At 65.0% G+C, this 12,298-nt stretch carries 10 protein-coding genes; 1 reads left to right on the forward strand and 9 read right to left on the reverse strand.

The features are described from left to right. Positions 1-3: 3 nt before the first annotated feature. Positions 4-1,575 carry a bifunctional phosphoribosylaminoimidazolecarboxamide formyltransferase/IMP cyclohydrolase gene (purH, locus tag K2W81_RS04915; protein WP_294101902.1) on the forward strand — a complete coding sequence of 524 codons (1,572 nt, stop codon included), beginning with the start codon at positions 4-6 and terminating at the stop codon, positions 1,573-1,575. A gap of 140 nt (positions 1,576-1,715) precedes the next feature. Here the strand turns inward: purH and K2W81_RS04920 are convergent, their stop codons facing one another. The 9 genes from K2W81_RS04920 to K2W81_RS04960 all read right to left on the reverse strand — a co-directional run bounded on the left by K2W81_RS04920 (position 1,716) and on the right by K2W81_RS04960 (position 12,251). After that, positions 1,716-3,212 (reverse strand): oligosaccharide flippase family protein, encoded by a 1,497-nt coding sequence (locus K2W81_RS04920; RefSeq protein ID WP_294101903.1) that lies wholly within the window; start codon positions 3,210-3,212, stop codon positions 1,716-1,718. Beyond that, a complete protein-coding gene (gene polA, locus K2W81_RS04925; protein WP_294101904.1) occupies positions 3,209-5,962 on the reverse strand; it encodes a DNA polymerase I in 2,754 nt (917 codons plus the stop codon). The genes K2W81_RS04920 and polA overlap by 4 nt, the downstream gene beginning before the upstream one ends. A 67-nt stretch (positions 5,963-6,029) precedes the next feature. Continuing rightward, positions 6,030-6,743: a 2OG-Fe(II) oxygenase gene (locus K2W81_RS04930; protein WP_294101905.1), complete on the reverse strand. Its 714-nt coding sequence runs from the start codon at positions 6,741-6,743 to the stop codon at positions 6,030-6,032. A 72-nt stretch (positions 6,744-6,815) separates the two neighbouring features. Next, complete coding sequence (gene bla, locus K2W81_RS04935) at positions 6,816-7,940, reverse strand: class A beta-lactamase (protein ID WP_294101906.1); 1,125 nt, start codon at positions 7,938-7,940, stop codon at positions 6,816-6,818. 107 nt (positions 7,941-8,047) lie between these two features. Then, positions 8,048-9,637, reverse strand: a complete 1,590-nt coding sequence (gene nadB, locus K2W81_RS04940; protein ID WP_294101907.1) for an L-aspartate oxidase — start codon at positions 9,635-9,637, stop codon at positions 8,048-8,050. Beyond that, a complete protein-coding gene (locus K2W81_RS04945) occupies positions 9,637-10,323 on the reverse strand; it encodes an RNA methyltransferase (RefSeq protein WP_294101908.1) in 687 nt (228 codons plus the stop codon). Before K2W81_RS04945 ends, nadB begins: the two co-directional genes overlap by 1 nt. Then, positions 10,323-11,243 (reverse strand): ABC transporter ATP-binding protein, encoded by a 921-nt coding sequence (locus K2W81_RS04950; RefSeq protein ID WP_294101909.1) that lies wholly within the window; start codon positions 11,241-11,243, stop codon positions 10,323-10,325. Before K2W81_RS04950 ends, K2W81_RS04945 begins: the two co-directional genes overlap by 1 nt. Before the next feature lie 52 nt (positions 11,244-11,295). Next, positions 11,296-11,676, reverse strand: a complete 381-nt coding sequence (locus tag K2W81_RS04955) for a VOC family protein (protein WP_294101910.1) — start codon at positions 11,674-11,676, stop codon at positions 11,296-11,298. A gap of 8 nt (positions 11,677-11,684) precedes the next feature. Further along, on the reverse strand, positions 11,685-12,251 hold the full coding sequence (locus K2W81_RS04960) for a hypothetical protein (protein WP_294101911.1): 567 nt from the start codon (positions 12,249-12,251) through the stop codon (positions 11,685-11,687). Positions 12,252-12,298 lie beyond the last annotated feature (47 nt).

The raw sequence follows: 12,298 nt of genomic DNA on the forward strand, positions 1-12,298 counted from the left end.
GACATGACGACCATCAAAATTACCCGCGCCCTCCTGTCGGTGTCCGACAAGACCGGGATCGTCGCGCTGGGTCAGGCGCTCGCGGCGCACGGCGTCGAACTCGTCTCGACCGGCGGGACGGCCAAGGCGCTGCGCGACGCGGGGCTGGCGGTGCAGGACATCAGCGAGCTCACCGGCTTTCCCGAAATGATGGACGGGCGGGTGAAGACGCTCCACCCCGTGGTGCATGGCGGCTTGCTGGCGGTGCGCGATGACGCGACGCATGTGGCGGCGATGGCCGACCACAATATCGGCGCGATCGATCTCGTCGTGGTCAATCTCTACCCGTTCGAAGCGACCGTCGCCAAGGGTGCCGCGCGCGACGACGTGATCGAGAATATCGATATCGGCGGGCCGTCAATGGTGCGATCGGCAGCGAAAAACCACGCCTTTGTCGCGATCGTCACTGATCCGGCCGATTATGCGCTGGTCGCAGGCGGCGAGACGACGCTCGACACGCGCAAGCACCTCGCCGCCAAGGCCTTTGCCGCGACTGCTGCCTATGACGCCATGATCGCGAGCTGGTTTGCCTTTGCCGATCAGGGTGAGATGTTCCCCGCCACGCTGCCGTTCATCCTCGAACGCCCGGTGCCACTGCGGTATGGCGAAAATCCGCACCAGCACGCCGCTTTCTATCACCACCGTGGCCCCGCCGCGCGCGGGATCGGCGATGCGCGGCAGGTGCAGGGCAAGGAACTGAGCTACAACAACTATAACGACGCCGATGCCGCGCTCGCGCTCGTCAGCGAATTCAAGCACGCCGATCCGACCTGTGTGATCGTCAAGCACGCCAATCCGTGCGGGGTCGCGACGGCGGCGACAATCGCCGACGCCTATGCCGAAGCGCTTGCCTGCGACAGCGTGTCGGCGTTCGGCGGCATCATTGCCGTCAACCGCGCGCTTGATCGCGCGACCGCCGAGGCGATCAGCGGCATTTTCACTGAAGTCGTCGTCGCGCCAAGTGCCGATGACGATGCGCTGGCGGTGTTCGCGCGCAAGAAAAATCTGCGGCTGCTGCTGACCGGCGATTTGCCCGAACCCCAGCGCCCGGGCCTCGAAGTCCGCGCGATCACCGGCGGCTGGCTCGTCCAGAGCCGCGACAATGGCACCGTCCTCGAAGCCGATCTCAAGCTGGTCACCAAGCGTGCGCCGACCGATCAGGAATTGCGCGACGCGCTGTTCGCGTGGACAGTTGCGAAGCACGTCAAGTCGAACGCGATCGTCTATGCGAAGGACGGCGCGACGGCGGGGATTGGTGCGGGGCAGATGAACCGGCTCGAATCGGCGCGGATCGCCGCGTGGAAAGCGCGCGACGCGGCCGACAAGGCGGGCTGGGCGACCTCGCGCACGATCGGTTCGGCGGTGGCGTCGGACGCCTTTTTCCCCTTCGCCGATGGCCTGTTGGCGGCGGTCGAGGCAGGCGCAACGGCGGTGATCCAGCCCGGCGGCTCGATCCGCGACGAGGAAGTGATCGCGGCGGCCGACGAAGGAGGGCTGGCGATGCTGTTCACCGGCATGCGCCATTTTCGGCATTGAATTCTGACGACTTTACACTTGCCGGTTGTTTCGAGCGAAGTCGAGCCATCGAGAAACGGGCCTCGGGCGATGCGTAAGGTGTCTCGACTTCGCTCGACACGAACGGGCTGGGTTGGGATTCGACTTTAAGCCATCGCGCTCTAAGCCGCTGGTGTCGGCATCCGTTTGAACAGCGCGCGGTCCTCGGCCTTGAACGCCACGCGCCAGATCACGAACAAATAGCTGGCCGCCATCACCGGCAAGCCGATCACCAGCTGCGTCCATTCGAAGCGATGCGGCAGCAACGTGAACCCGCCGCCCAGCGCGACCGCCGTGCCCGCCGCGACCGCCAATTGCCAGCGCCAGCCCGACACCGGCGCACCGAGCAACCGACGCAGCAACCACGCCTTCACCAGCGAGGTGATCGCCAGCGACGCCATCAGCGCAATCGCTGGCCCCGCCGCCTGATAATTGTCGGGCCAGCCCCACTCCCGCATCAGGAAAATCAGGCCAAAGCTAAGCGCGATCTGCAACGCCAGCATCACCCCCGAAATCAGCAGATTCCAGTGCCGCGCGACATAAACGAGCGCGCTTTCGCAGGTCGATCCGGTTGCGGCGAGCACTTCGGCGACGAGCAGAAAGGCGAGCGCGGCGGTGCCGTAGACAAATTGCGGGCCGATCGTCCCCATCACGGCCTTGCCCGGAATCGACCCCATCAGCGCCAGACACCCCTGCGCCGCAATGATCCAGAATCCGACTTGCCGCACTTGCGCAGCAACGGCGGCGCGGTCGCCGATCGCAAGGCTTTGGGTAATCACCGGCCCCAGAATCGGATCGAAACTGGTCTTCAGCCGCCCCGGTAGCGACGCGATCTGTTGCGCCATATAATAAATGCCGACGATGGCGGGCGGGAAGAGCTGGCCGACGATGAAGCGGTCGATGTTGCGCGTCGCCCATTCGATCGCATCGGCGCCCGCCAGCGGCACATTCGCCCACGCCAGTCCCAATATCGTGCCCAATCGCGGCTTCCAGCCGATTGGCACGCCATAGCTGCGCACAAACGGGATCAGCGAAGCGACCACTGCCGCGACCATCGACAGCATATAGGCGATTTCGAGCCCGTCGTGCGGGCTGTAATACCACATCGGCACCGCCGCGATGCTGATCGTCCACGGCTCGACGATCGCGCGCGCGGTGACGGTCGCGCGCAGATTGCGGCGATAGGCAAGGGCGGCCAGGCTGATGTCGGACCAGGCAATCGCGACGATGATCGCGGGCAGCCAATGCGCGATCCCCACTGGCGGATCGCCCCGGTACATGATCTGCGGCACCGCAAACAGTAGCGCGCTTGCCGCGATCGAGGCGAATAGCGCGACCGCGAGCGCATCCCAAGCCACATGGGCATGCGGGCGGTCAGTGGTCGACAGCGCCTGTGCCAGCCCGCGCTTCATGCCGAGCGTGGCGAGCAGCGCGGCGAGTTCGACTGCCACCACGGCTAGCGCGAACTTGCCCACCGTCTCGGGGCCATAGAGCCGCCCGGCAATGAACAGGAACGGCACGCGTGCGAGCAGGCGCAAGCCGAAGCCGAACACATTGGTCCGCCCTCCCTTGGCCAGCGCGGCGATGTCGTCGGACGGCGCGGCCGCGGCTGAGCTCAATGCGCGGCGCCCCAGCTCGGCCCGGTGCCAATCTCCACCCCGAGCGGTACCGACAGCGTGACAGCAGGCTCGGCGGCACTTGCCATCACGCGCTCGATCACCGGCTTCGCGGCCGCGACATCGCCCTCGGGCAGTTCGAACACCAGTTCGTCGTGGACCTGCAGCAGCATCCTGACGTCATGCAGGCCGGCCTCGGCGAGCGCTGGCCCCATGCGGACCATCGCGCGCTTGATGATGTCGGCGCTCGTCCCCTGGATCGGCGCATTGATCGCCGCGCGCTCGGCGCCTTGGCGCTCGTGCTGGACCGAAGATTTGAGGCGCGGGAACCAGCACTTCCGCCCGAATAGCGTCTCGGTATAGCCGCGCTCCCGCGCTGATTGCGTGGTCTCGGCGATGTAGCGGTTGATGCCCGGGAAACGCTCAAAATAGCGGTCGATCATTGCCTGCGCTTCATCGGCGCTCACATCGAGCCGCCCGGCGAGGCCCCAGCGGCTGATACCATAGAGGATCGCGAAGTTGATCGTCTTGGCACGCCCGCGCGTGTCGCGGTTGACCTCGCCGAAAAGCTCCTGCGCGGTCATGCTATGGATGTCGGCGCCGCTTGCGAACGCATCGCGGAGTGCGGGCACATCGGCCATATGCGCGGCGAGCCGCAACTCGATCTGCGAATAATCGGCGGCGAGCAGGACATTGCCGGGTTCCGCCACGAAGGCATCGCGGATCTGGCGGCCGATTTCGGTGCGGATCGGGATGTTCTGTAAGTTCGGATCGGTCGACGACAACCGCCCGGTCTGCGCGCCGGTGAGCGAATAGCTGGTGTGGACGCGGCCCGTCAGCGGGTTGATCTGCGCCTGGAGCGCATCGGTGTAGGTGGACTTCAGCTTCGACAATTGCCGCCAGTCGAGCACCCGCGCGGCGATCACCGCGCCCGGCGAATTCTTGTCGGCGGCGATCTTTTCCAGCTCGGTCACGTCGGTCGAATAGACCCCCGACTTGCCCTTGCGACCGCCCTTGATGCCCATCCGCTCGAACAGCACATCGCCGAGCTGTTTCGGCGATCCAATCGTGAACTGGCCACCAGCGAGGCCGTGGATCTCGGTTTCGAGTGTCGCCATTTGGCCGGCAAATTCGCCCGAAAGCTGCGCGAGCCGATCGCGATCAACCTTGATGCCGTGGCGTTCCATCTGCGCAATCACCGGCGCCAGCGGACGGTCGACCAATTCGTAGACGCGGGTCGCGCCTTCCGCCGCGAGCCGGGGTTTGAAGCGCCGCCACAGCCGAAGCGTCACATCGGCATCCTCGGCGGCGTAGCGGGTCGCGGTTTTGAGATCGATCTCGGCGAACCCGCGCTGGTTTTTGCCGGTACCGACGACATCCTTGAAGGCGATGCACTGGTGCGACAAATGCGTCGCCGCCAACTCATCCATGCCGTGGCCGTGCAACCCCGCATCAAGATCGAAACTCATCAAAATCGTGTCGTCGAAGGGGGCCACATCGATGCCCAGCCGCCCGAGAATGATCATGTCGTATTTCAGGTTATGGCCGATCTTGAGCACGCTCGCGTCTTCGAGCAGCGGCTTGAGCTTGGCGATCACGACTGCCTTGTCGAGCTGATCGGGCTTTTCGGCGAACATGTCGGTCCCGCCATGCGCGACGGGCACGTAACAGGCGCGATTGGGCGAAAGCGCCAGGCTGACTCCGACCAGATCGGCCTGGGTTGCATCGAGGCCGGTCGTCTCGGTATCGACCGCGACCCAGCCCCGATGCCGCGCCTCGGCAATCCAGCGATCAAGCGCGGCTTCGTCGACCACGGTTTCATAATCGTCGTGCTTGCAGGGCGGGTCTTCCTCCTGCTCGACCGCCTTGGGCGCCGCGACCGGCGTGTCGGCGACGGCCGATAACTTCGCCAGCAGCGAGCGGAAGCCGTGATGCTCAAGGAACGCCCGCAGCGGCGCGTCGGGAATCCCCTTGAGTTCGAGCGAGTCGAGCGGATCGGCGAGCGGCGCATCATCCTTCAGCGTCACCAATACGCGGCTCAGCCGCGCCATTTCGGCATGCTCGATCAGATTGTCGCGCAGCTTGCCGGCTTTCATCGCGGGCGCGGCGGCCAGCACCGCTTCGAGATCGCCATGTTCGAGGATCAGCTTCGACGCGGTCTTTGGGCCAACCCCGGGTACCCCGGGCACATTATCGACGCTGTCGCCCATCAGCGCGAGCACATCGCCCAACCGCTCCGGCCCGACGCCGAACTTCTCGACGACATGCTCCGCGCCGAGGCGCCGGTTGTTCATCGTGTCGTACAGGTCGAGTCCCGGCTCGATCAGCTGCATCAAATCCTTGTCCGACGACACAATCGTCACCGACCAACCCTGTGCGAGCGCCGCCTTGGCATAGCTCGCGATGATGTCATCGGCCTCTAACCCCGCTTCTTCGATGCACGGCAGGCTGAAGGCGCGCGTCGCGTCGCGGATCATCGGAAATTGCGGGACCAGATCCTCGGGCGCGGGCGGACGCTGCGCCTTGTATTTGTCGTACAGATCGTTGCGGAACGTATGGCTGCCCTTGTCGAGCACCACCGCCATATGCGTCGGGCCATCGGCCTTGTGGAGCTCGTCAACGAGCTTCCACAGCATCGCCGTATAGCCATAGACCGCGCCGACCGGCTCGCCATGCTTGTTGGTGAGCGGCGGCAGCCGGTGATAGGCGCGGAAAATATAGCCGGAGCCGTCGACCAGATAGAGATGGGGCATGCGCCAAGGGATAGCCCAACAGTTGCGCCGTACCAACTATTTCGCATTGAGCGCGTGATGCGCGCGCTCAGGTCGCGTCGTGAAAGATGATGCCGAGTGTATGCCTTTGGCCGCTGCGCACCGTCGCCACGCCGTGACGCATCGTCACCCGATACTCGCCGCGCGTGCCGCGCACCGGGCGCTGGTTGACGGCGAACACCACCGCGTCGCCCTGCGCGAGCGGGACGACATCGACCCGCGATTGCATGCGCGGGCGCTGCTCGGTCAGCACGAAATTACCGCCGGTGAAGTCCGCACCCGGCTGCGACAGCAGGATCGCGACTTGCAACGGAAAGGCGTGCGCGCCGTACAGGTCCTGATGCAGGCAGTTATAGTCGCCGGGGCCATAGCACAGCAGCAGCGGGGTCGGGCGCGTCTGGCCGGCAGCATGGCAGCGCGCGAGGAAGTCGGCGTGCGTATCGGGAAAGCGCGTGTCGCTGCCCATCCGCGCCTGCCACCGGTTGGCGATCATGGCGAGTGGGGGATAGAGGTCATGTCGTAACCGCGCCACCAGCGGCGGTAGCGGCTGCGCGAAATAGCCATAATGCCCGCGCCCAAAGCCGTGCCGGGCCATCACGATGCGGCTGCGGAAGCGCGCGTCCTCGTCGAACAGCGCGGCAGTGGCTTGCGCTTGTTCGGGCGAGACGAGGGCGGGCAATACCGCCCAGCCCTGCGCATCGAGCGTGGCTGAGATGGCGCCCCAGTTCTCCGTGCGGCCAACCGCGATAGTGTCGTGTTCCATACTGGCAGTTTGCGCCGCATGCGCGTTCAAGGCATCCCGCTGCTTGCGCTCGAACCTGTCAGCAGGATCGGCTTACGAGTGGTTCGCCACCACTGCTGCCACCACCGATTGCATCAGCGCCTGACGCTCGGCAACCGGGCGCGGGGTGTCGCCGATCATCACCGCAATCGCATAGGACCGCCCGTCGGGCGCGACCAAAATGCCGACGTCATTATAGCCCGCCGTGCGGCCCGCCAGATCCTGACCGGTGCCGGTCTTGTGGCCGACGCTCCAGCCCTCGGGCACCGCCCCGCGCAGCCGCTGGCGGCCCGTCTTCGACGATTCCATCGTGCTGATCAGATATTGCGTCGAGCTGGGCGACAGCAGCGTCCCGCGCTTCAGCTTCGCCAGTGCCCCCGCAATCGCGACCGGTGCGGCGCCATCGGGCGGATCGGCGATATAGGCATCAAACGCCTTCACCCGCGTTTCAATCGGCAGTTGCGCGCGCGCGCGGATAAAGCTGTTGCCGGTGGCAAAGCCCGATTGCCATTGCAGCCCCGCAGTCTGGCTCTGGAGCAGGCGTTCGCCGGGGCCGAAGCGGATCGTGCCGAGTTGCTTGCGGCGGACGAAATCGCGCACCGCATCGGGCCCGCCGACAAAGCGCAGCAACCGGTCGTTGGCGGTGTTGTCGCTCTGCGTCAGCGCGCGCTGGAGCAATTCGCTGACGGTGGTCTTATAGCCATCGCCCTTCACCATCGCCGCAATCGGCTGGTGGAACAGCGTCAAATCCTCGCGCGTCACCGTCACCGGATCGTCGAGCGTCAACCGCCCCTGATCGCGCGCGTCGAGCACCGCCATCGCCACCCACAGCTTGCTCACGCTTTGCTGGGGCAGCGGCAGATCGCCATTGGCCGCGACCTGCCAGTCGCGGTCGATGCTGCGCACCGCAATCCCGACCTTGCCGTCAAAACCGCGCGCCAGCTCATTGACGGTCGCAATCAGCGCAGCCGGCGCCGGGGGCGGCAGCGGCTTTGACGGTGCCTTTGGAGGGACAATGGTCGCGCTCGGGACAGGAAGCGGCGCGGCGGCCACCGCGACGCGCGGCAGCTCGGTCGACTGGCACCCGGCGAGAATCACAAACGCCACCGCCGCGCCCATCAGCGCACGAAAATGCGGCAGGGTCCGGTTCTGGTGTCGATTCAAGGCGATGGCGGTCATGCTGCACGATGTCATGACCGGCATAGGGTTGCCGGGGTATCACCCCATGGCGTGCGAAGCGCCCAAATGCCCGATTTAAGCGACGAATCGCCAAAATGGGCGCGCGATTAAGGGATCAACACCGTGTCGACGGCGTTGGGCAGCAGCTCGGGATAATCGAGCGTATAGTGCAGCCCCCGGCTTTCCTTGCGGGCAAGCGCGCACCGCACGATCAGATCGGCGGTCTGGAGCAGGTTGCGCAGCTCGATCAGATCGGGCGTCACGCGGAAATGGCCGTAATAATCGGCAACCTCTTCGGTCAGCATGCGGATGCGGTGCTGCGCGCGTTCGAGCCGCTTGGTGGTGCGCACGATGCCGACATAATTCCACATGAAGCGGCGGATTTCGGTCCAGTTCTGCTTGATCACGACTTCCTCGTCGCTGTCGGCGACGCGGCTTTCGTCCCACGCGCGGATCGGCGGCGGCGGTGGCAGATCGTCCCAATGCGCGGCGATATGCTGCGCCGCGCTCTCGCCGATCACGAAACATTCGAGCAGCGAGTTGGACGCAAGCCGATTGGCGCCATGCAAGCCGCTCTCGCTGCATTCGCCCGCCGCATAAAGCCCCGGCAAGTCGGTCCGCCCGTCGAGATCGACGACGATCCCGCCGCAGGTGTAATGTTGCGCGGGCACCACCGGGATCGGATCGACCGTCATGTCGATACCGAGCCCGAGCAGCTTTTCGTAGATTGTCGGGAAATGCTCGCGGACGAAATCGGGGCCCATGTGGCTGATGTCGAGATGGACATAATCGAGCCCGAGCCGCTTGATCTCATGATCGATCGCGCGCGCCACAATGTCGCGCGGCGCCAGTTCAGCGCGCGGATCGAAATCGGGCATGAAGCGATAGCCGCTTTCAGGCAGCAGCAGATGCCCGCCCTCGCCCCGCACCGCTTCGGTGATCAGGAAATTCTTGACGTCGAGATTATAGAGGCAGGTCGGGTGGAATTGCATGAATTCCATATTGGCGACGCGCGCCCCCGCCCGCCACGCCATCGCGATGCCGTCGCCGGTCGCACCTCGGGGTGCCGTCGAATAGAGATAGGTCCGCCCCGCACCGCCGGTCGCGAGCAAAGTCGCGCGCGCGGTGAACAGCTCGACGCGGCCCGTCGCGCGGTTGACGGCATAGACGCCCCACACATGCCCGGAGCCCGAATAGCGCTCCTCATGCTTGCCGGTCGCAAGATCGATCGCGACCATGTCGGGCACGAGCGTGATGTTGGGGTGGATTTCGGCCGCGTGCTGCAGCGCCTCCTGCACCGCCCAGCCGGTCGCGTCGGCGACATGGACGATGCGGCGGTGGCTATGCCCGCCCTCGCGCGTCAGATGCAGCCCGTTGCCGTCCATGTTGAACGGCACGCCCAGCTCGACCAGCCGCGCAATCGCGCGCGGCGCGCCTTCGACCACGAACTCGACGGTCTTGCGATCGTTGAGCCCCGCGCCAGCGGTCATCGTATCCTCGATATGGCTGTCGAAGGTATCGCCTTCCTCGAGCACCGCCGCGATCCCGCCCTGCGCCCAGGCAGTCGACCCTTCGTTGAGCCGCCCCTTGGCGAGCACGGTGACCTTGAACTGATCGGCGAGGTTGAGCGCAGCGGTGAGGCCCGCGGCGCCGGAACCGATGATGAGGACGTCGGATTGATGCGGATCGTTTGCCATTATTGTTCTGGCGTGTCCTTTTGGGCGATGACGGTCGGCAGAGGGTTGGCGCGCGGTCCACGCTTGTCTCGAAGCCGGTACTTGCTTTGATAGTCGCGTCGTTGCCTTGCAACCTCGTACAAGACAATGCCGGAGCTTGTGCCAAGGTTCAGGCTTTCGATCATCCCAAACATCGGAATACTGACCGTCATTTCGCTTCGCGCAACGGCTGCGTCGCTGATGCCCACTGCTTCGCTGCCGAACCAGACGGCCAATTTGGTAAAGGCAGCGAAATCTGCCTCATGCAGATAGGCGTGCGCCTTGCCCTTCACATGCGGCGAGGTGACGATGGACCTGAAGTTCTTTCGTTCAAGATGATTGAAGCATTCCTCGGTGCTGTCGAAACGTTTCACGAAGGTCCATTTTACAGCGGAAACCGAGGTTTTCGAAATGGCCTTCCGCTCGCGCAATTCTTGCCAGTCATCGGGTAGCGACTTCCGGCTGTCCACGACACAGACTTTCTCCACGCCGAGTGCGTTCACGTTCCGGATCACCGTGCCAATATTCTTGATGTCGGTCGGGTTTTCGATGACAGCGATCAGATTCTTGCAGCGAAATTGCTTGATCTCGTCGGCGCGTCGCCTAGCTGAACGCTTCGAGCCAGGCTCGGTCTCGCTCCCGTCTTCAGGCCCTTCAATCTCGTCCATCAGTTCGTGGCCCGCGTCAGATTGAGGAACACATCCTCCAGATCGGCCTCGCGGGTCGAGACGTCGACGATGCCGTAGCCGTTGGCCTGCACCGCCGCGAGCACCTGGCCGGCATTCACGCGGTCCTTTTGGTAGGTGATCGACAGCACGCGCTCGCCCTTCAGCTCGATCTTGTGGAAGGCTGCATCGCTGGGTGCCGCCGTGACGTCACGGTCGACCGTCACTTCGACGAGCTTCTCGGTCGCCATCCCGACCAAAGCCCGCGTCGGCTCGTTCGCGATCAGCTTGCCGTGGTTGATGATCGCGATCCGGTCGCAGAGCTGCTCGGCTTCCTCCAGATAATGCGTCGTCAGCACCACCGTCACGCCGCCCTGGTTGAGTTCGCGCACATAAGCCCAGAGCTGCTGGCGCAGTTCGATGTCGACCCCTGCGGTCGGCTCGTCGAGGACCAGCACCGGCGGGGTGTGGACCATTGCTTTTGCTACCATCAACCGCCGCTTCATGCCGCCCGACAGCGTGCGCGAATAGGCCTTGGCCTTGTCCTCCAGATGGACTGCGCGCAGCAGCTCCATCGATCGCCGCTGGGCCTTGGGGACGCCGTAGAGACCCGCCTGGATTTCGAGCGTCTCGAACGGGGTGAAGAAGGGGTCGAACAGGATTTCCTGATTGACGATGCCGATCGACGCCTTGGCATTGCGCGGGTGCGCGTCGATGTCGAAGCCCCAGATCGACGCACTGCCACTGGTCTTGTTGACGAGGCCGGCGAGGATATTGATGAGGGTCGACTTGCCCGCCCCGTTCGGCCCGAGCAGCCCGAAGATTTGCCCGCGCGGGACGTCGAAGCTCACCTCATCGAGCGCGCGCTTGCCGCCCGCATAGGTTTTGGACAGGCGGTCGATCGAAATGGCGGCGTCGGTCATCCTTGCCGCTTAAGCCGCGAAAGCAGCGCCGCCAAATATTTTCGGCGCCCGCCTATCGCTCCATCAGCGCCGACGGCCAGCCGATGCGGACCAGCAGGCCATCCGGGCCAGCAATGCCGACTTCGTACAGCCCCCATTCGCGGTGGCGCAGCACGCCGCCGGGGCGGATGACCAGATCGTCGACCCTTGCGGCAATCGCGTCGACGTCGGGCGTGCGGATGAAGACGCCGAAGGGATTATGGTCGGCGGGCACGCGCCACGGGCCGCTCCCGGCCTGGATGAGATGCACTTCGCAGCCCCAGCCGGTCATGATGATGTATTCGTGCGACCCGCCGGTGCGGGCGAAGCCGAGCCGCTCCCAAAAGGGGATGGCCCCCGGCAGGTCGTTGCTCGGCACAATCGCGAAGGCGCCGATAGACGGCGTGTCGGACATCGAAAGCTCTACTCCCGCGTCAGCGTGGTGCGATTGCGCGTCAGCCACGTCTCGGTCTTGTCGTCAAGGAAATCGACTTCCTTCAGCGTCACCATCGTCGCGCCGTCGCGCTTGGTGGTTTCGCGGATGCGCGCCGGGCGGTCGTCATCGCGGCCGTCCTGCACTTCCTCGATCGTCCAGCGATCGGCAGCCTCGGCGCGCGTCAGGCGCATTGTCGCGGTGTCGAGTTCGGCGTCGCGCCCCTTGCGGAAGCTTACACTCTGCTCGCGCCCGGTGGCGGGATCGAGCAGCGCGGCGGTCGTGATCGTGACGATGCCGGTCTTCGGGCCATCATCGAAATCGGCGTGACGGATCAGCGTCAGCCCATCGCGCATGATCTCGATCCGCACCTGCACCGGCAAGCCGAACCAGCGGTCGGCCTGATAGTCGCGATATTCGAGCTGCCCCTTCCAGCTCCCCGCCATCCCGGCGCGGATCGACGTCAGCGTCACCGCACCCGGTGCGGTTTGTGCGGCAGCGGGCGCCACCGTCACCGCCAGGCCTGCGAGCATCAGCGCGAGAGTCTTCGATGCCATGCGCGCGATCCTGTGTTGCTGTGGTTCCCCGGCATTGCTATCGCGAG

This window comes from Sphingomonas sp. (genome assembly GCF_019749955.1).
In the GTDB taxonomy this organism is placed as follows: domain Bacteria; phylum Pseudomonadota; class Alphaproteobacteria; order Sphingomonadales; family Sphingomonadaceae; genus Sphingomonas.

Bases quoted from the DNA above. Each gene is read 5' to 3' on its own strand.
- nadB (WP_294101907.1), bottom strand. From the start codon at position 9,637: ATGGCAAACGATCCGCATCAATCCGACGTCCTCATCATCGGTTCCGGC.
- K2W81_RS04950 (WP_294101909.1), bottom strand. From the start codon at position 11,243: ATGACCGACGCCGCCATTTCGATCGACCGCCTGTCCAAAACCTATGCG.
- purH (WP_294101902.1), top strand. From the start codon at position 4: ATGACGACCATCAAAATTACCCGCGCCCTCCTGTCGGTGTCCGACAAG.
- bla (WP_294101906.1), bottom strand. From the start codon at position 7,940: ATGACCGCCATCGCCTTGAATCGACACCAGAACCGGACCCTGCCGCAT.
- K2W81_RS04930 (WP_294101905.1), bottom strand. From the start codon at position 6,743: ATGGAACACGACACTATCGCGGTTGGCCGCACGGAGAACTGGGGCGCC.
- K2W81_RS04960 (WP_294101911.1), bottom strand. From the start codon at position 12,251: ATGGCATCGAAGACTCTCGCGCTGATGCTCGCAGGCCTGGCGGTGACG.
- K2W81_RS04945 (WP_294101908.1), bottom strand. From the start codon at position 10,323: ATGGACGAGATTGAAGGGCCTGAAGACGGGAGCGAGACCGAGCCTGGC.
- K2W81_RS04955 (WP_294101910.1), bottom strand. From the start codon at position 11,676: ATGTCCGACACGCCGTCTATCGGCGCCTTCGCGATTGTGCCGAGCAAC.
- polA (WP_294101904.1), bottom strand. From the start codon at position 5,962: ATGCCCCATCTCTATCTGGTCGACGGCTCCGGCTATATTTTCCGCGCC.